Annotated in this window: 16 protein-coding genes; 5 read left to right on the forward strand and 11 right to left on the reverse strand. The window is 61.5% G+C overall.

The features are described from left to right. Nucleotide 1: 1 nt before the first annotated feature. From GST84_20460 to rpsB, 10 genes are all read right to left on the reverse strand, one after another. Nucleotides 2-505, reverse strand: coding sequence for a hypothetical protein (locus GST84_20460; GenBank protein ID XGB14569.1), 504 nt, complete (start codon nt 503-505; stop codon nt 2-4). A gap of 44 nt (nt 506-549) precedes the next feature. Then, nucleotides 550-2,910 carry an outer membrane protein assembly factor BamA gene (gene bamA / locus GST84_20465; GenBank protein ID XGB14570.1) on the reverse strand — a complete coding sequence of 787 codons (2,361 nt, stop codon included), beginning with the start codon at nt 2,908-2,910 and terminating at the stop codon, nt 550-552. Between the two features lie 72 nt (nt 2,911-2,982). Next, a complete protein-coding gene (gene rseP / locus GST84_20470) occupies nt 2,983-4,335 on the reverse strand; it encodes an RIP metalloprotease RseP (protein XGB14571.1) in 1,353 nt (450 codons plus the stop codon). Between the two features lie 72 nt (nt 4,336-4,407). Further along, entirely contained in the window at nt 4,408-5,598 is a 1,191-nt protein-coding gene (locus GST84_20475; GenBank protein ID XGB14572.1) for a 1-deoxy-D-xylulose-5-phosphate reductoisomerase, read from the reverse strand. Then, complete coding sequence (locus GST84_20480) at nt 5,595-6,410, reverse strand: phosphatidate cytidylyltransferase (protein ID XGB14573.1); 816 nt, start codon at nt 6,408-6,410, stop codon at nt 5,595-5,597. Before GST84_20480 ends, GST84_20475 begins: the two co-directional genes overlap by 4 nt. Beyond that, the gene (uppS, locus tag GST84_20485; GenBank protein ID XGB14574.1) at nt 6,410-7,165 is read right to left on the reverse strand and encodes a di-trans,poly-cis-decaprenylcistransferase; all 756 of its coding nucleotides are present in this window, start codon (nt 7,163-7,165) and stop codon (nt 6,410-6,412) included. Before uppS ends, GST84_20480 begins: the two co-directional genes overlap by 1 nt. Before the next feature lie 15 nt (nt 7,166-7,180). Beyond that, a complete protein-coding gene (locus GST84_20490; GenBank protein ID XGB14575.1) occupies nt 7,181-7,738 on the reverse strand; it encodes a ribosome recycling factor in 558 nt (185 codons plus the stop codon). Next, nucleotides 7,735-8,478 (reverse strand): UMP kinase, encoded by a 744-nt coding sequence (pyrH, locus tag GST84_20495; protein XGB14576.1) that lies wholly within the window; start codon nt 8,476-8,478, stop codon nt 7,735-7,737. The genes GST84_20490 and pyrH overlap by 4 nt, the downstream gene beginning before the upstream one ends. A 181-nt stretch (nt 8,479-8,659) precedes the next feature. Further along, nucleotides 8,660-9,523 carry an elongation factor Ts gene (locus GST84_20500; GenBank protein ID XGB14577.1) on the reverse strand — a complete coding sequence of 288 codons (864 nt, stop codon included), beginning with the start codon at nt 9,521-9,523 and terminating at the stop codon, nt 8,660-8,662. Between the two features lie 185 nt (nt 9,524-9,708). Beyond that, the gene (rpsB, locus tag GST84_20505; protein XGB14578.1) at nt 9,709-10,446 is read right to left on the reverse strand and encodes a 30S ribosomal protein S2; all 738 of its coding nucleotides are present in this window, start codon (nt 10,444-10,446) and stop codon (nt 9,709-9,711) included. Nucleotides 10,447-10,792: 346 nt separating this feature from the next. Between rpsB and map the strand changes: the two genes are divergently transcribed. From map to GST84_20520, 3 genes are read left to right on the forward strand one after another with little or no spacing between them, the layout of a single operon-like run. Beyond that, entirely contained in the window at nt 10,793-11,575 is a 783-nt protein-coding gene (map, locus tag GST84_20510; GenBank protein ID XGB14579.1) for a type I methionyl aminopeptidase, read from the forward strand. A gap of 40 nt (nt 11,576-11,615) precedes the next feature. Then, nucleotides 11,616-14,318, forward strand: coding sequence for a [protein-PII] uridylyltransferase (locus GST84_20515; GenBank protein XGB14580.1), 2,703 nt, complete (start codon nt 11,616-11,618; stop codon nt 14,316-14,318). Nucleotides 14,319-14,348: 30 nt separating this feature from the next. Then, entirely contained in the window at nt 14,349-15,545 is a 1,197-nt protein-coding gene (locus tag GST84_20520) for a succinyldiaminopimelate transaminase (protein ID XGB14581.1), read from the forward strand. Between the two features lie 105 nt (nt 15,546-15,650). On the opposite strand, the gene GST84_20525 is transcribed toward GST84_20520, so the two are convergent. After that, nucleotides 15,651-17,297 carry a Na+/H+ antiporter gene (locus GST84_20525; GenBank protein XGB14582.1) on the reverse strand — a complete coding sequence of 549 codons (1,647 nt, stop codon included), beginning with the start codon at nt 17,295-17,297 and terminating at the stop codon, nt 15,651-15,653. Between the two features lie 251 nt (nt 17,298-17,548). On the opposite strand from GST84_20525, the gene GST84_20530 reads away from it, so the two are divergent. Together GST84_20530 and GST84_20535 are read left to right on the forward strand one after the other, a co-directional pair. Then, a complete protein-coding gene (locus GST84_20530) occupies nt 17,549-17,827 on the forward strand; it encodes a plasmid maintenance system killer protein (protein XGB14583.1) in 279 nt (92 codons plus the stop codon). A gap of 8 nt (nt 17,828-17,835) precedes the next feature. Next, nucleotides 17,836-18,135 (forward strand): HigA family addiction module antidote protein, encoded by a 300-nt coding sequence (locus tag GST84_20535; GenBank protein ID XGB14584.1) that lies wholly within the window; start codon nt 17,836-17,838, stop codon nt 18,133-18,135. Nucleotides 18,136-18,245 lie beyond the last annotated feature (110 nt).

Genomic DNA, 18,245 nt, shown 5'->3' on the forward strand with positions numbered 1-18,245 from the left:
ATCAACGGGCTTGGTTCATGCGCTCGATGACTTGGCGGGTGATGTCGTACTGAGGCTTGACATCGATGACCGCACCACGCTCGAGGACCAGGTCGTAGCCGCCCTTCTTGATCACTTCCTCGACAGCGCCATCCAGCTTCGGCTTCAGCTGCTTGAGCATGTCGCGATCAGCAACGGCCTTGGCTTCGTTCAGCTCCTTGGACTGGAACTGGAAGTCGCGAGCCTTTTGCTTGAACTCGAGCTCCAGGCGCTCACGCTCCTGCTGCTGCATCTTGTCGCCGCCCTTGATCAGGCGGTCCTGGATGCCCTTGGCACTGCTTTCCAGGCTTTTCAGCTTGGTCAGTTGCGGACCGAACTTCTTCTCGGCATCCACCGCATACTTCTTGGCGGCATCCGACTCGAGCAGGGCCATCTGGTAGTTCAGGACGGCAACCTTCATTTCGGCGAAAGCCGGGGTGGCGACCAGCGCCGCGGCCACTACGGCCAGTTGAGCCAATTTACGCACGATGCACTCCTGGATAAACCGTTGTCGTTAAGCAGGGGCCGACCTTAGAAGGTCTGGCCCAGAGAGAATTGGAACACCTGGGTATCGGCATCGTCCGGCTTCTTGACCGGCATTGCCAGACTGAAGCTCAACGGGCCCAGAGCGGTAATCCAGGTCACGCCCAGGCCGACCGAACTGGCCATGCCCGAGAACCCGACCTTCTCGCAATCAGGTTTGTTGCCGCAATTGGTGTCGAACACGTTACCCACGTCCCAGAACACGGAGGTGCGCAGTGAACGCTGGTCCTTGACGAACGGCAGCGGGAACAGCAGCTCGGCACCGCCCTGCACCAGCACGTTACCACCAAACGGCAACGGATCCTGATCCGGGTCGCGGATAGTGCCCGGCTTGCCGCCATTGGCCTCGCCGCGGCTAGGCGTACTGCGTGGGCCCAGGCTGCTGTCCTTGAAGCCACGGACAGAGTTGAAACCACCCGCGAAATAATTCTCGTAGAACGGCAGGCCAGAGGTGCTGCCGTAACCATCACCATAGCCCAGCTCGGTATGCAGGCGCAGGGTGTAGTCATTGGTGATCGGTTTGAACAGCTGGCCACGGTAGTCAAGCTTGAAGAACGACAGGTCGCTGCCCGGAATGGTGGACTCCAGGGTCAGGCTTTGCGAGTGACCACGGGTGGCCAGTACGCCTTTGTTCAGGGTCGACTCGGACCAGCCGATCGAGGCCTTGAAGTTCAGGAAATTGTCACCTTCCTGCTCGAGGAAGTCGAAAATCTCGTCAACGGTGTACTTGCCGGTCTTGATCTTGTCCTGCTGCACGCTCAGGCCGTAGGTCAGGCGCGAAGTCTCGCTGATCGGGTAGCCCAGGCTGACGCCGGCACCGTAGCTGTCCACCGCATAGCTGGCGACGTCGACGTCGAGGTCGTCGTAATCGGTGCTGCGGTAGAAGGCGTTATAACCCAGGCTGACGCCATCGGCAGTGAAGTAGGGATCAACGAAGCCAAAGTTGTAGCGGGTCTGGTACTCCGAACGGGTCAGACCGACGGATACCTTGTTACCGGTACCGAGGAAGTTGCTCTGGCTGATCGAACCACCGAGGATCAGGCCGGCGCTCTGGGCGAAACCGACGCTGGCGGTGATCGAACCGGAGGCCTGCTCTTCGACGCTGTAGTTGACGTCGACCTGGTCGTCGGTGCCTGGCACCTGCGGGGTCTCGACGTTCACTTCCTTGAAGTAGCCCAGACGCTCCAGACGGGTCTTGGACTGATCGATCAGGTAGGTCGAAGCCCAGCCACCTTCCATCTGGCGCATTTCGCGACGCAGCACTTCGTCTTCGGTCTTGGTGTTGCCGCGGTAGTTGATGCGGTTGACGTAGGCACGCTTGCCCGGGTCGACCACGAACATGATGTCGACGGTGTGGTCCTGGTCGTTCGGCTGTGGCACGCCGTTGACGTTGGCGAAGGTATAGCCTTCGTTACCCAGACGGCGGGTGATCAGCTCGGACGTGGTGGTCATCACCTTGCGCGAGAATACCTGGCCCGGTTGCACCAGCAGCAGCGACTTGACCTGGTCTTCCGGCACCTTGAGATCACCGGACAGCTTCACGTCGCGAACGGTGTATTTCTCGCCTTCGTTGATGTTGACGGTGATGTAGACGTGCTTCTTGTCCGGCGTGATGGACACCTGGGTGGAGGCAATGTCCATGTTGATGTAGCCGCGGTCCAGGTAGTAGGAGCGCAGGCGCTCCAGGTCACCGGAGAGCTTTTCACGGGCGTACTTGTCGTCGTTCTTGAAGAACGACAGCCAGTTGGTGGTCTTCAGTTCGAACAACTGCCCCAGGGTCTCGTCATCGAATACGTTGTTACCAACGATGTTGATGTGCTGGATGGCAGCAACGGTGCCTTCGTTGATCTTGATCTTCAGCGCCACACGGTTGCGCGGCTGCGGCACCACTTCGGCGTCGACCTCGGCCGAGTAGCGGCCCTGGGCCACGTATTGGCGCTGCAGCTCGTTACGCACGCCTTCGAGGGTGGCGCGCTGGAAGATTTCGCCTTCGGCCAGGCCCGATTGCTTCAGGCCCTTCATCAGGTCTTCGGTGCTGATCGCCTTGTTGCCTTCAATCTCGATGCTCGACACCGACGGGCGCTCGACCACGTTGATGATCAGCACATTGCCATCGCGGCTCAACTGGATGTCCTGGAAGAACCCGGTCTTGAACAAGGAACGAGTCGAGTCCACCAGGCGACGGTCGTCGGCCTGGTCGCCAACGTTCAGTGGCAAGGCACCGAACACACTGCCGGCGGAAACCCGCTGCAGGCCGTTGACGCGAATATCGGAGATGGTGAAGGACTCGGCGTGAACTTCAGCGATCATCAGTGCGGACATGACCGCAGTTAGCAGCAGACGTTTCATGAAGTCCTTTTATTCCAACTGGCAATAAACAACCTGCCGTCACAAACGACAGGTTCGCAATTGAGCGAAGCTTTATAGTCGACCCAGATCGTTGATCAGGGCGAGCAACATCACCCCTATGACCAAACTGATACCGATCTGAACCCCCCAACCTTGCACCCGATCCGACAGCGGACGACCGCGCGCCCACTCGACCAGGTAAAACAGCAAATGCCCCCCATCCAGCACAGGTATGGGCAGCAGGTTAAGAACCCCCAGGCTTATGCTCAGGTAGGCCAGGAAATTCAGGAAATCCCCCACGCCGGACTGGGCTGAAGCGCCCGCCACTTTAGCAATGGTTATCGGTCCACTCAAGTTTTTTACCGAGAGCTCCCCGAACAGCATTTTCTTCAGCGATTCAAGGGTCAGGACACTCATGTTCCAGGTACGCGACAAGCTCTCACCCACCGCATCCAGCGGGCCGTAGCTGATCTCGCGGAGCATGCTGGCAGGCCATTCGCCACCCTTGACGCCAGCGCCAAGATAGCCTCCCACTGCCTTGCCCTCACCCTTGCGGGCCAGGGTCACCGGCAACTCCAGGGCTGCACCATCGCGCTCCACACGCACCACTACCTTGGCATCCGGGCGGGCACGCACGCTGTCGACAACTTGCTGCCATTCGGTCACTGCCACATCATCCAGAGCCAGCAGCTTGTCCCCGGTTTTCAGGCCGGCAGCGGCAGCCGGCCCCTTCGGATCAATCTCAGCCAGCACCGGCGTGATCGCCGGCCGCCATGGGCGCAGCCCCAGGGACTGAATCGGGTCGGGCTCGTCGGCGCCCTTGAGCCAGCTGTCCAGCGTGACCTGCAACTGACGCTCGTTGCTGGCGCCCTCATCACGCACGCCAATCTGCAAGGTACCGCTCTCACCCAGACGACGAACCAGCTGCAGATTGACCGCCGACCATCCGTTGGTCGGTTTGCCGTCAACTGAGACGATTTCCTGACCCGCGGTCAGCCCGGCCGATGCTGCCAGGCTGCCACTGTCGACCGCACCGATAACCGGTCGGATTTGCTGGGTACCCAGCATCGCCAGCACCCAGAAAAACAGGATAGCCAGCAGAAAGTTGGCAATCGGGCCTGCGGCGACAATCGCTATACGCTGGCGCACCGACTTGCGGTTGAACGACTGCCCGGCCAGCGCTGGCGGCACATCGCCCTCGCGCTCGTCGAGCATCTTGACGTAGCCGCCCAGAGGAATGGCCGCAACAACGAACTCGGTGCCGTAGCGGTCATGCCACCGCAGCAGCGGCGTGCCGAAACCGACCGAAAAACGCAGCACCTTGACGCCGCAGCGGCGCGCCACCCAGAAGTGACCGAATTCGTGGAAAGTGACCAGCACACCCAGAGCCACGAGGGTGCCGATAATCATGTAGAGCGCTGTCATGTCCATCTCCGAATGATGTTCAGCGGGCCGGCATTGCTGCCCAGCCCCCTCACGAACCTTGGCGGGCCTGCATCAGCGACCGTGACGCCTCAGCCATTCACGGGAAAGCTCCCGGGCACGCTGATCGGCGGCAAATACCGCATCCAGCGAAGGCAGTGGCACGACGGGTTCCTGGTCGAGTACCTGTTCGATCATACCCGCGATCTCCGGGAAACGGATGCGCCGTTCAAGAAATGCCTCGACGGCAACTTCGTTGGCTGCATTGAGCACGGCAGGCGCGCTGTTGCCTGCCTCGGCAGCCTGCCGCGCAAGGCGCAGGCAAGGGAAGCGTTGTTCGTCGGGCGCCTGGAAATCCAGACGGGCGATGGCGAACAGGTCCAGGGGGGCGACCCCGGAATCGATCCGTTCCGGCCAGGCCAACGCGCTGGCGATCGGCGTACGCATGTCCGGGTTGCCCAGTTGCGCGAGCACCGAACCGTCCACGTAGTCGACCAGTGAGTGGATCACGCTTTGCGGGTGCACCACCACCTCAACCTTGGACGGCGCGGCATCGAACAACCAGCAGGCCTCGATCAACTCGAGGCCTTTGTTCATCATGCTGGCCGAATCCACGGAGATCTTGCGCCCCATGGACCAGTTAGGGTGAGCACAAGCTTGCTCCGGGGTCACGTCCAGCAGCGCCTCGACCGGCGTCTCGCGGAACGGCCCACCAGAAGCGGTAAGCAGGATCCGGCGCACACCGACAGCACTCAGGCCACGGGCGTAGTCGCCAGGCATGCACTGGAAGATAGCGTTGTGTTCGCTGTCGATCGGCAGCAGCACGGCACCCTTTTGCCGCACCGCCTCCATGAACAGCGCGCCCGACATTACAAGTGCTTCCTTGTTGGCCAGCAACACCTTCTTGCCTGCCTCGACTGCAGCCAGCGTGGGACGCAGACCGGCAGCACCGACAATGGCCGCCATCACTGCGTCCACTTCAGCGGCCGACGCCACCTGGCAAAGTCCGGCCTCGCCTTCCAGCACCTCGGTGGAGCAACCGGCTGCAGCCAGACTTGCGCGTAACCTCACCGCTGCTTCGGTGCTCGGCACCACAGCGAATGCCGGGCGATGACGCACACATAACGCCAACAACTCGTCGATGCGCGAATAGCCAGTGAGGGCAAACGCTTGATAACGGCCAGGGTGACGCGCAATCACATCCAGCGTGCTCAGGCCGATGGAGCCGGTGGCCCCGAGCACGGTAATACGTTGCGGGCGACTCACATCACACCCCATTCGGCAGCCCACAGCAGCACCGCAAAGATCGGAATTGCCGCAGTCAGGCTGTCGATGCGATCGAGCACACCACCATGCCCAGGCAGCAGATTGCTGCTGTCCTTGATGCCGGAGCGACGCTTGAACATGCTCTCGGTGAGATCACCGACCACCGAGGACATCACCAGCAACGCAGCGCCCAGCAGGCCCAGCAGGATCTGACCAAAGCCCCAGTCGCGGCCGATGCCGACACCCAGGGTAATCAACAGGCTGACCGCCAGCCCACCATACACGCCTTCCCAGCTCTTGCCCGGGCTGACCTGCGGGGCCAGCTTGCGCTTGCCGAACGCCCGGCCAGAAAAGTACGCACCGATGTCGGCAGCCCACACCAGCACCATGACGGACAGGATCAGCCAGTTCCCCAAGGGCCAGTGCTTGAGCAGCACCAGCCCCTGCCAAGCCGGCAGCAGCACCAGCAGACCGATCAACAGCCGACAGGCAGCACTGGCCCACAGATCGCTGCTGCGCGGGTAGGTAAGCACCAGCCAAGTGGCCAGCCCCCACCAGATCACCGCAGCGCCCAGCACCCAGGGTGCCAGCTCCGGAAGGATGTGCAGCAGCATCAGCGCCCCGGCGACCACCACCGCATAGGCAATGCGCAGCGGCTGGGCCATAAGCCCGGCAAGGCGTGCCCACTCCCAGGCGCCGAGGGCCACCACGAAGCCGATGAACAGGGCGAAATCCCCGCCATTGAGCAGAAAGAAACCGCCCAGCGCGACCGGCAGCAGGATCAGCGCAGTAATGATGCGTTGTTTAAGCATTAAGCACGAGCTCCAGCCTCGACCTGCTCGCTGGTCTTACCGAAGCGGCGCTGGCGCGAAGCGAAATCGGCCAGGGCTTTGCGCATGGCCTCGTGTTTGAAGTCCGGCCAGTAGAGGTCGGAGAAGTACAACTCGGCATAGGCCAGCTGCCACAGCAGGAAATTGCTGATGCGGTGCTCGCCGCCGGTGCGAATGCAAAGATCCGGCAACGGCAGTTCGCCGGTTGCCAGGCAGGTCTGCAGCAGACCCGGGGTGATGTCCTCCGGGCGCAGATGCCCAGCTTGCACTTCCCGCGCCAACCGTTGGGCAGCCTGGGCGATGTCCCACTGGCCACCGTAGTTGGCTGCTATCTGCAGAATGAAGCGGTTGTTGCCGGCGGTCGCTGCCTCGGCCTCGCGCATGGCGGCCTGCAGCTCAGGATGGAAACGCGAACGGTCGCCGATGATGCGCAGGCTGATATTGTTCTCGTCAAGGCGCTTGGCCTCACGGCGCAGAGCCGAGAAGAACAGCTCCATCAGCGCACCGACTTCTTCGGCAGGGCGCTGCCAGTTCTCGCTGGAGAAGGCGAACAGGGTCAGCACCTCAACCCCGGCCTTGGCACAGACTTCGATGACCGCGCGAACGGCATCCACACCCGCCTTGTGCCCGGCCACGCCAGGCAGCAGGCGTTTTTTCGCCCAGCGGTTGTTGCCATCCATGATGATCGCGACATGACGCGGCACCGAGGACGGCGCCGCTGGCTTGGTCTTTTCCATTAAAAAACCCCGGCCTTAGACGGCCATCAGGTCCTTTTCCTTGGCTTTGAAGGCGGCATCGACTTCAGCAACGAACTTGTCGGTCAGCTTCTGGATCTCGTCAGCGGCGCGACGCTCTTCGTCTTCGCTGATTTCCTTGTCCTTGGTCAGTTTTTTCAGGTCAGCCAGGGCGTCGCGGCGCACGTTGCGCACGGCCACCTTGGCATCCTCGGCAACACCGCTGGCCTGCTTGGTGTAGCCCTTGCGGGTTTCCTCGGTCAGGGCCGGCATCGGTACACGGATGGTAGTACCGGCGCTGGACGGGTTAAGGCCCAGATCGGAGGTGAGGATAGCCTTTTCGATGGCAGCGCTGAGGTTCTTGTCGTGAGCGACGATCTTCAGGGTGCGAGCATCTTCGACGGTGATCGCGGCGACCTGGTTCAGCGGCATTTCGCTACCCCAGGCGGTAACCTTGACGCTGTCCAGGATGCTTGGGTGAGCGCGACCGGTGCGGATTGCAGCCAGGTTGCGGGACAGGGCTTCGATGGACTTGCCCATGCGCTCCTGCGCGTCTTTCTTGATGTCGTTGATCATGCTTGGCCTTCCTCGATCAGTGTACCTTCAGCGCCACCCACCACGATGTTCAGCAGGGCGCCAGGCTTGTTCATGTTGAATACCCGCAATGGCATCTTGTGGTCACGGCACAGGCAGATTGCGGTCAGGTCCATCACACCCAGCTTGCGATCCAGAACCTCATCGTAGGTCAGGTGATCGAATTTCTCGGCGTGCGGGTCCTTGAATGGATCGGCAGTGTACACGCCATCGACCTTGGTCGCCTTCAGCACCACGTCAGCATCGATTTCGATGGCGCGCAGGCAGGCCGCGGAGTCGGTGGTGAAGAACGGGTTGCCGGTACCGGCGGAGAAAATTACCACATCCCCGGAGTTGAGGTGACGAATAGCTTTGCGACGATCGTAATGATCGGTGACACCCACCATGGAAATGGCCGACATTACCAGGGCCGGGATGTTCGAGCGCTCCAGCGCATCGCGCATGGCCAGGCCGTTCATCACGGTAGCCAGCATGCCCATGTGGTCACCCGTGACGCGATCCATGCCGGCTGCGCTGAGCGCAGCGCCGCGGAACAGGTTGCCACCACCGATCACCAGGCCGACCTGAACACCGATCCCTACCAGCTGGCCAACTTCAAGCGCCATGCGATCCAGCACTTTCGGGTCGATCCCGAAGTCTTCCGAGCCCATCAGGGCCTCGCCGCTAAGTTTGAGCAAAATGCGTTTATAGCGAGGTTGGCGACCACTCACCTGCTGAGCCATTGCGAGTCTCTCCTGCGGCGTACTTTTAGAAAATTCGTGCGGGCTGTTTGCAGCCTGCTAACTGTAGCGTGGCACCGCTTCGGTGCCAGCGAAGAGGGAGTCGTATAAACCCCTCTCCGTTTTGACAAAGAGGCTGCGCGCGTGAGCGGGCAGCCTCTTTGGGGCGACAGACGGGGCTGTCTTACTGCTTGGCAGCAGCTACCTGAGCGGCAACTTCAGCAGCGAAGTCGTCGACTGGCTTCTCGATGCCTTCGCCTACTTTGAAGTAGGTGAAGGAAACGATTTCAGCACCGGCTTTCTTGGCCAGCTCGCCAACCTTGACTTCCGGGTTCATGACGAAGGCTTGCTCTTTCAGCGAGGCTTCGGCCTTGAACTTGGTGATACGGCCGTTGATCATGTTCTCAACGATGTTTTCCGGCTTGCCGGCGATCTTGTCGGCGTTCAGCTGCAGGAAGACATTCTTCTCGCGCTCGATGGCCTCGGCGGAGATTTCCGACGAATCCAGGAACTCAGGGTTCGAAGCTGCAACGTGCATGGCGATGTTCTTCGCCAGCTCAACGTCACCGCCTTTCAGAACGACGACAGCGCCGATCTTGTTGCCGTGCAGGTAGGCACCGACAACGTCACCCTCAACGCGCACCAGGCGACGGATGTTGACGTTCTCGCCGCACTTGGCAACCAGGGCTTCACGAGCAGCTTCGCGCGAGGCGATCAGCGGGGCGGCGTCGGTCAGCTTCTGGGCGAAGGCTTCTTCGAGGCTTTCGGCCACGAAGTTCTTGAAGTCGTCTTGCAGGGCCAGGAAGTCGGTCTGCGAGTTCACTTCCAGCAGGACGGCAGATGTACCGTCGGTCTTGACGGCGATAGCGCCTTCAGCAGCGACGTTGCCAGCCTTTTTGGCGGCCTTGATGGCGCCCGAGGCACGCATGTCGTCAATGGCTTTCTCGATGTCGCCGCCGGCCTTTTCCAGGGCCTTTTTGCAATCCATCATGCCTTCGCCGGTACGCTCGCGCAGTTCTTTTACCAGCGCTGCAGTAATTGCTGCCATTTCAAAATCCTCTTGGAAAGTTTTTCAACCATTCCACCCGTCAATCACGGGCGTTCAATTCTGCAAATCCGCTGCTTTGATTTCAGCAGGCCCATGATGCGGGGCCGATGCTGACAGCAGGATTTCAAGGTGGCAAAAAGGGGGCAGAGCCCCCTTTTTGCGTGCCAAGTAGACGCTAGCGCCTATTACTCAGCAGCAGGTGCAGCCGCTTCTTCAGCGTAAACTTCGGTGCCGCCGGCAACGTTGTTGCGGCCGCGGATGACTGCGTCAGCCATCGAAGTCATGTACAGCTCGATAGCGCGAATGGCGTCATCGTTACCTGGGATGATGTAGTCAACACCTTCCGGGCTGCTGTTGGTATCGACAACGCCGATAACCGGGATGCCCAGCTTGTTGGCTTCGGTGATCGCGATGCGCTCGTGATCAACGTCGATAACGAACAGAGCGTCTGGCAGACCGCCCATGTCCTTGATGCCACCCAGGCTGCGATCCAGTTTTTCCAGGTCGCGGGAGCGCATCAGGGCTTCTTTCTTGGTCAGCTTGGCGAAAGTGCCGTCTTCGGCCTGGGTTTCCAGGTCGCGCAGACGCTTGATCGAAGCGCGGATGGTCTTGTAGTTGGTCAGCATGCCGCCCAACCAACGGTGATCAACGTATGGCGAACCGCAACGAGCTGCTTGCTCGGCAACGATCTTGCCGGCGGAACGCTTGGTGCCGACGAACAGGATCTTGTTCTTGCCCTGGGCCAGGCGCTCTACGAACGACAGAGCGTCGTTGAACATTGGCAGGGTTTTTTCCAGGTTGACGATGTGGATCTTGTTACGCGCGCCGAAAATGTACTTGCCCATTTTCGGGTTCCAGTAACGGGTCTGGTGGCCGAAGTGCACACCGGCCTTCAGCATATCGCGCATATTGACTTGGGACATGATAGTTCCTTGATAAGTCGGGTTGGGCCTCCACGTATCCCAATGACCAACCCGCGAATTCTGCAACTCGGGGCACCCAGGTCATCGTGTCGACACGTGTGTGGGTTAAGTACTGACGGGGTCGTCCCCGAAAGCGGCGCATTTTATACCACAGACCGCGAGCGAACGGAACCCGGATACTGTTGCGTCTGTCAGCACTTTTTGCAGCACCCCGGCTTTCGCGCCAGAATGCCAGCTGTAGACAACAGCATGGCCGCCTATATCCCGACCGATCGGCGCCCTGCTCTGCTAGAATCCGGCCTTTCCCGTTTGTTCGCGCCGTGCACGGCGCCGTAGAGAGCCTGTAATGACCGTCACCATCAAGACCGCAGAAGACATCGAGAAGATGCGCATCGCTGGCCGCCTGGCCGCCGAAGTGCTGGAAATGATCGAAGAACACGTCAAGCCCGGTATCACCACCGAAGAGCTCGACCGCCTGTGCCACGACTATATCGTCAACGTCCAGCAGGCCATCCCGGCACCGCTCAACTACAAGGGCTACCCGAAGTCGATCTGCACCTCGATCAACCATGTGGTCTGCCACGGCATCCCCAACGACAAGCCGCTCAAGGACGGTGACACGCTCAATATCGACGTCACCGTGATCAAGGACGGCTACCACGGCGACACCAGCCGCATGTTCCACGTCGGCAACGTGCCGGTCTGGGCCGAGCGCCTGTCCAAGGTCACCCAGGAATGCATGTACAAGGCCATCGAGCTGGTGAAGCCGGGCTGCCGTCTGGGCGACATCGGTGAAGTGATCCAGAAGCACGCAGAGAAGAACGGTTTCTCGGTGGTACGCGAGTTCTGCGGTCACGGCATCGGCAAGGTGTTCCACGAAGAGCCGCAGATCCTCCACTACGGCCGCGCTGGCACGGGTATGGAGCTGAAGGAAGGCATGACCTTCACCATCGAGCCGATGATCAACCAGGGCAAGGCCGACACCAAGGTGCTGGGCGACGGCTGGACCGCCATCACCAAGGATCGCAAGCTCTCGGCCCAGTGGGAACACACTCTGGTGGTGACCGCGACCGGCTACGAGATCTTCACCCTGCGCAAGGACGACACCATCCCGCGCACTTCGGCCTGACCGCACCCCGACAGGCCACCCACGACAGGAACGTGACGCGATGCCCCAGGTGGACCCCGAGCTGTTCGACCGTGGCCAGTTCCAGGCGGAATTGGCCCTCAAGGCGAGCCCCATCGCCGCCTTCAAGAAAGCCATCCGCCTGGCCGGCGAGGTGCTCGACAAGCGTTTTCGCGCCGGCAGCGACATCCGCCCGCTGATCGAGGCCCGCGCCTGGCTCGTCGACAATATACTGCAACAGGCGTGGAACCAGTTCGACTGGGGCGACCAGAGCGGCATTGCCCTGGTTGCGGTGGGCGGCTATGGGCGCGGCGAACTGCACCCGCACTCGGACATCGACCTGCTGATTCTGCTAGGCGCTGCCGAGCACGAGCAGTACCGCGATGCCATCGAGCGCTTTCTTACCTTGCTGTGGGACATTGGCCTGGAAGTCGGCCAGAGCGTGCGTACCGTCGACGAGTGCGCCGAACAGGCCCGCGCCGACCTGACCGTGATCACCAACCTGATGGAAAGCCGCACCATCGCCGGCCCCGAGGCCTTGCGCCAGCGCATGCTGGAAGTCACCAGCACCGCACACATGTGGCCGAGCAAGGAGTTCTTCCTGGCCAAGCGCGCCGAACTCAAGGCCCGCCACCACAAGTACAACGACACAGAGTACAACCTCGAACCCAACGTCAAGGGTTCGCCAGGTGGCCTGCGCGACATCCAGACGGTACTGTGGGTAGCCCGTCGCCAGTACGGCACACTGAACCTGCATGCACTGGCCGGCGAAGGCTTCTTGCTGGAAAGCGAGAACGAACTGCTGGCTTCGTCCCAGGACTTCCTCTGGAAAGTCCGTTATGCCCTGCACATGCTGGCCGGGCGCGCCGAAGACCGCCTGCTGTTCGATCACCAGCGCAGCCTCGCCACGCTGCTGGGCTACAGCGACGAAAACCCCAAGCGGGCGATCGAACAGTTCATGCAGCAGTACTACCGGGTGGTGATGAGCATCAGCCAGCTGTGCGACCTGATCATCCAGCACTTCGAAGAAGTTATCCTCGCCGACGAGGAAAGTGGCAGCACCCAGCCGCTGAACGCGCGGTTCCGCCTGCATGACGGCTATATCGAGGCCGCCAACCCGAACGTGTTCAAGCGAACGCCGTTCGCCATGCTGGAAATCTTCGTGCTGATGGCCCAACACCCCGAGATCAAGGGCGTGCGTGCCGATACCGTGCGCCTGCTGCGCGAACACCGCCACCTGATCGACGACACGTTCCGCACCGATATCCGCAATACCAGCCTGTTCATCGAGCTATTCAAGTGCGAAATCGGCATCCACCGCAACCTGCGCCGGATGAACCGCTACGGCATTCTTGGCCGTTATCTGCCAGAGTTCGGCCTGATCGTCGGGCAGATGCAGCATGACCTGTTCCACATCTATACGGTCGATGCGCACACCCTCAACCTCATCAAGCACCTGCGCAAGCTGCAATACACGCCGGTGTCCGAGAAATTCCCGCTGGCCAGCAAGCTCATGGGGCGCCTGCCCAAACCCGAGCTGATCTACCTGGCCGGCCTGTACCACGACATCGGCAAGGGTCGCCAGGGCGACCACTCGGAAATCGGTGCAGTGGACGCGCAGAAGTTCTGCGAACGGCACCAGTTGCCGGCCTGGGACAGCCGCCTGATCGTCTGGCTGGTGCAGAACCACCTGGTGATGTCGACCACCGCTCAGCGCAAGGACTTGTCCGATCCGCAGGTGATCAACGACTTTGCCCTGCACATGGGCGACGAGACACGCCTTGACTACCTGTACGTGCTGACTGTGGCGGACATCAACGCCACCAACCCCAGCCTGTGGAACTCGTGGCGCGCCAGCCTGCTGCGCCAGCTGTACAGCGAGACCAAGCGCGCCCTGCGCCGTGGCCTGGAAAACCCGCTGGACCGCGAAGAGCAGATTCGCCAGACCCAGTCGTCAGCGCTGGATATCCTGGTGCGCGAGGGGACCGACCCGGACGACGTCGAGCAGCTATGGGCGCAACTGGGCGATGACTATTTCCTCAAGCACACCGCCGCCGACGTGGCCTGGCACACGGATGCGATCCTGCAGCAACCGGCCGATGGCGGGCCACTGGTACTGATCAAGGAAACCACCCAGCGCGAGTTCGAAGGCGGCACGCAGATTTTCATCTATGCCCCCGACCAGCATGATTTCTTCGCCGTGACGGTGGCGGCCATGTCGCAGTTGAACCTGAACATCCACGACGCCCGGATCATCACGTCGAGCAGCCAGTTCACCCTCGACACCTACATTGTGCTGGACAACGACGGTGGCTCGATCGGCGACAACCCGCAACGGGTCAAGCAGATTCGCGACGGCCTGACCGAAGCGCTGCGCAACCCTGAGGACTACCCGACCATCATCCAGCGCCGGGTACCGCGCCAGCTCAAGCACTTCGACTTCCCGCCGCAAGTGACCATCCTCAACGATGCTCAGCGGCCGGTGACCATCCTCGAAATCACCGCGCCAGACCGCCCGGGCCTGCTGGCCCGGCTGGGACGGATTTTCCTGGAGTTCGACCTTTCGCTGCAAAACGCCAAGATCGCCACCCTCGGCGAGCGGGTAGAAGACGTGTTTTTCATTACCGATGCCGACAACCAACCGCTGTCAGACCCGCAGTTGTGCAGCCGCCTGCAGGAGGCCATCGTGCAGCAACTGCAGGCCGGCCAAGGTAGCGACACCAGCCAGACCCGCGTGACCTTTTAACGATTAGACGATTGACGAGACCTTGCGCCGATGAACCATGCCTTGACCCAGCTTCAGCCCTATCCGTTCGAAAAGCTTCGTGCCCTGCTGGGCAGCGTGACGCCTGCGGCGGACAAACGCGCCATCGCCCTGTCGATCGGTGAGCCGAAGCACGAATCGCCGGCGTTCGTCGCCCAGGCCATGGCCGACAACCTCGACAAGCTGGCGGTTTATCCCAGCACCATCGGCTTGCCAGCCCTGCGCCAGGCCATCGGTCAGTGGTGCGAACGACGCTTTGGCGTGCCGACCGGCTGGCTGGACGCCGACCGCCACATCCTGCCGGTCAACGGCACCCGTGAAGCACTTTTCGCCTTCACCCAGGCCGTGGTCAACCGCGCCGATGACGGCCTGGTGGTAAGCCCCAACCCGTTCTATCAGATCTACGAAGGCGCAGCGCTGTTGGCCGGCGCCACCCCGCACTACCTGCCGTGCCTGGAAAACAACGGTTTCAACCCGGACTTCGACGCCGTACCGGCCGAGGTGTGGAAGCGTTGCCAGATCCTGTTCCTGTGCTCGCCGGGTAACCCTACCGGTGCGCTGGTGCCGATGAACACCCTGAAGAAGCTGATTGCCCTGGCTGACGAGCACGACTTCGTGATCGCCGCCGATGAGTGCTACAGCGAGCTGTACTTCGACGAAGACGCACCACCGCCAGGCCTGCTGACGGCATGCGCCGAGCTTGGTCGTAGCGATTTTGCGCGCTGCGTGGTGTTCCACAGCCTGTCCAAGCGCTCCAACCTGCCGGGGCTGCGCTCGGGCTTCGTCGCTGGCGATGCCCGGATCATCAAGCCGTTTCTGTTGTACCGCACCTACCACGGCTGCGCGATGCCGGTACAAACCCAACTGGCCAGCATCGCCGCCTGGCAGGACGAGGCGCATGTGCGCGAGAACCGCGACCAGTACCGGGCCAAGTACGACGCCGTGCTGGATATTCTGCAGCCGGTACTGGACGTGCAGCGCCCGGACGGCAGCTTCTACCTGTGGGCCAAGGTACCGGGCGACGATGCCGAGTTCACCCGTGACCTGTTCGAAGCCCAGCATGTGACCGTGGTACCGGGGTCGTACCTGTCGCGTGAAGTGGACGGGGTGAACCCGGGTGCCGGGCGCGTGCGCATGGCACTGGTTGCACCGCTGGCCGAATGCATCGAGGCGGCGGAGCGGATTCGCGCCTTCCTGCAAAACCGCTGATCAACCCCTTCGCGGGCACGCCCGCTCCCACAGGTACTGCGCTGATTTCAAGCTCAGCGCAGTACCTGTGGGAGCGGGCGTGCCCGCGAAGGGTCTTGATAGGGTCTACTTGACCTGCCCCAGGTTCGCCTCACTCATATCCAGCTCACCCAGTACTTGCCGCACCACCTCATCCCCCACCAGGTGCTGGCGATGCAGGTTGTAAAGCTCCAGCCGCTGCGCCCTCAGTGCACGCAAGCGCAAACGCCGCTCCAGCAAGTCCATCTGTTCGGCCAATGCCCTGGCTTCGGCACTGTCGTCATAGCTTTCCAGCTCATCCCGATACTCTGCCATCAACCGCGCCTTCAGCTCGGTCGCCAAGGTAGCCTGCGCGGCGTCTTGCGGGGCAGTGGCGTCGATCACCTCCTCTGCTTCCAAGGCATGAATCGCCGCCTCGGCAGTGCGCCGCCAGGCTTCCTGCACTTCCTGGTGCAAGCGCTCGTCCGGGCTCTTGGTGACCCCGCGCAGTAATATCGGCAGCGCGATGCAGGCGCAGATCAACGACAGCAGGATCACCCCGGCTGCAATGAAAATCAGCAAGTCCCGTTCCGGGAAGGCCTTGCCCGCCCCCATCAGCAAAGGTATCGACATCACACCGGCCAGGGTCACTGCGCCCCGCACACCGCCCAGGGTCAGCAACCAGCAGGAGCGCGCGGTGGGCATCAGCACCAGCGCCGGTTTACCGCGCCAGCGGCGCACCACACCGATCGAGCGCCAGATACTCTGCACCCAGACGAACCGCAGCAGGATCAGCGCGGCAAAGATCGCCACCACATCCAGGCAGCGGTAAGCCAGGGTCGGCCACAGGGTAGCTTCGTGGCTGACCACCGCCTTGATGATGTCCGGCAATTGCAGGCCCAACAGCAGAAAGATCAGGCCGTTGAAGGCAAACTCCAGCAGCGACCAGACGCTTCTGTTGAGCAAGCGAGTGCTGGTCTGCCGCGGCAGCAAGTCGAGCCAGCTCTGCATCATGCCGGCGGCCACCGCCGAGAGAATGCCCGAAACACCCAGACGCTCGGCCAGCACGTAGGCGGCGAACGGCAGCAGCAGCATGAAGACCACATGGGTAGCTGGATCGTCCCAGCCGCGGGCGATCATCCAGGCGCGCAAGCGGCCGACCAGCCAACTCAGGGCAACGCCCACCGCCAGGCCACCCAGCGCGACCAGGACGAAACTGAAGCTTGCATCGGCCAGCGAGAACGCCCCGGTGATCGCCGCCGCCAAGGCAAACTTGAAGGTCACCAGGCCTGATGCGTCATTCATCAGGGCCTCCCCTTGCAGCATGTGCATCAGCGGGGTAGGCAGGCGGTCCTGGGCGATGGCCGAAACCGCCACGGCGTCGGTGGGCGACAGCACTGCTGCCAGGGCGAAGGCCACCGGCAACGGGATGCTCGGCAGCAGCCAGTGAATGAAGTAGCCGGCCCCGACCACGGTGAACAGTACCAACCCGACAGCCAGCGCCACCACAGGCCCGCGAATGCGCCACAACTCACGCTTGGGAATGCGCCATCCGTCGGCAAAGAGCAGCGGAGGCAAGAACAGGAACAGGAACAACTCCGGGTTCAAGGCCACATGCAAGCCCAGTGTCGGCAAGGCCAGCAAAGCACCGGCGGCGATCTGCACCAACGGCAACGGCAGCGGAATCATGCGGCCGACCAGCTTCGACAGGCTGACCAACGTCAACAGGATGAGGACGGTGTAGGCGGACTGCATCCGGGAAAGCTTCCTTTGTGAGCTGAAACGATGGCAGGGCGAGGCATCGCCATTGAAACAATATGTTAGCGGCGACCGACGGTTCGGGGCCGCTGCACGATAGTCGCAGGTGACGGGGGAATATGTAACATGATGATACCCAGCAGATGTGACCGGAGCTTGGGAGTCGCGTGCCCCGTTATTGAAGACTTGAACTACAGCGATCCCGTCGTATAATCGACATTAACGAATAACGTTAAGCATTCAGGCTCATGATTCGAAGCTTTAGCTGTGCCGACACGGAAGCGCTCTTCACAACGGGAAAGACACGGCGTTGGTCAGATATCAAGTCAGTCGCGGAGCGCAAACTGGCCATGCTCGATGCCGCAACAGAGTTGCGAGACCTTAGGTCGCCACCTGGCAATCGCCTCGAGTCACTGAGCGGCAACCGCGCCGACCAACACAATATCCGTGTAAATGACCAATGGCGGTTGTGCTTCACCTGGACAGAACACGGGCCAGTTAGCGTTGAAATTGTCGATTACCACTGAGGTGCATCATGCTCAAGAACGGTATGCGTCCAATCCATCCGGGTGAAATCCTGCGGGAGGACTTCCAGAAGGAAATGGGCTTCAGCGCCGCGGCTCTGGCCAGGGCGTTGGGTGTAGCAACGCCAACCGTCAACAACATCCTGCGCGAACGGGGCGGTGTTTCCGCCGACATGGCACTGCGTCTGTCCATCTGCCTGGACACCACCCCTGAGTTCTGGCTCAACCTGCAGACGGCCTTCGATCTGCGCACAGCCGAACAGCAACACGGCGATGAGATCATCGGGTCGGTCCAGCGCCTGGTCGCTTGAACACATCCTGATCAATAAACAGGGGCGCCACGGGCGTGGCGCCGCGAGGAGCGTTCCCGCATAATCCCGCGACTGACATCGAAAAACGGAGAGATTGGGGCGACTTGTAC

Origin of the sequence: Pseudomonas putida, from assembly GCA_041879295.1 — a bacterium.
GTDB classification, from domain to species: Bacteria; Pseudomonadota; Gammaproteobacteria; order Pseudomonadales; family Pseudomonadaceae; genus Aquipseudomonas; species Aquipseudomonas putida_Y.

What these genes read in the sequence shown, in the direction of transcription:
- bamA (XGB14570.1), bottom strand. Translation starts at nt 2,910, where the DNA reads ATGAAACGTCTGCTGCTAACTGCGGTCATGTCCGCACTGATGATCGCT.
- rseP (XGB14571.1), bottom strand. Translation starts at nt 4,335, where the DNA reads ATGACAGCGCTCTACATGATTATCGGCACCCTCGTGGCTCTGGGTGTG.
- GST84_20480 (XGB14573.1), bottom strand. Translation starts at nt 6,410, where the DNA reads ATGCTTAAACAACGCATCATTACTGCGCTGATCCTGCTGCCGGTCGCG.
- uppS (XGB14574.1), bottom strand. Translation starts at nt 7,165, where the DNA reads ATGGAAAAGACCAAGCCAGCGGCGCCGTCCTCGGTGCCGCGTCATGTC.
- GST84_20490 (XGB14575.1), bottom strand. Translation starts at nt 7,738, where the DNA reads ATGATCAACGACATCAAGAAAGACGCGCAGGAGCGCATGGGCAAGTCC.
- pyrH (XGB14576.1), bottom strand. Translation starts at nt 8,478, where the DNA reads ATGGCTCAGCAGGTGAGTGGTCGCCAACCTCGCTATAAACGCATTTTG.
- GST84_20500 (XGB14577.1), bottom strand. Translation starts at nt 9,523, where the DNA reads ATGGCAGCAATTACTGCAGCGCTGGTAAAAGAACTGCGCGAGCGTACC.
- rpsB (XGB14578.1), bottom strand. Translation starts at nt 10,446, where the DNA reads ATGTCCCAAGTCAATATGCGCGATATGCTGAAGGCCGGTGTGCACTTC.
- map (XGB14579.1), top strand. Translation starts at nt 10,793, where the DNA reads ATGACCGTCACCATCAAGACCGCAGAAGACATCGAGAAGATGCGCATC.
- GST84_20515 (XGB14580.1), top strand. Translation starts at nt 11,616, where the DNA reads ATGCCCCAGGTGGACCCCGAGCTGTTCGACCGTGGCCAGTTCCAGGCG.
- GST84_20520 (XGB14581.1), top strand. Translation starts at nt 14,349, where the DNA reads ATGAACCATGCCTTGACCCAGCTTCAGCCCTATCCGTTCGAAAAGCTT.
- GST84_20525 (XGB14582.1), bottom strand. Translation starts at nt 17,297, where the DNA reads ATGCAGTCCGCCTACACCGTCCTCATCCTGTTGACGTTGGTCAGCCTG.
- GST84_20530 (XGB14583.1), top strand. Translation starts at nt 17,549, where the DNA reads ATGATTCGAAGCTTTAGCTGTGCCGACACGGAAGCGCTCTTCACAACG.
- GST84_20535 (XGB14584.1), top strand. Translation starts at nt 17,836, where the DNA reads ATGCTCAAGAACGGTATGCGTCCAATCCATCCGGGTGAAATCCTGCGG.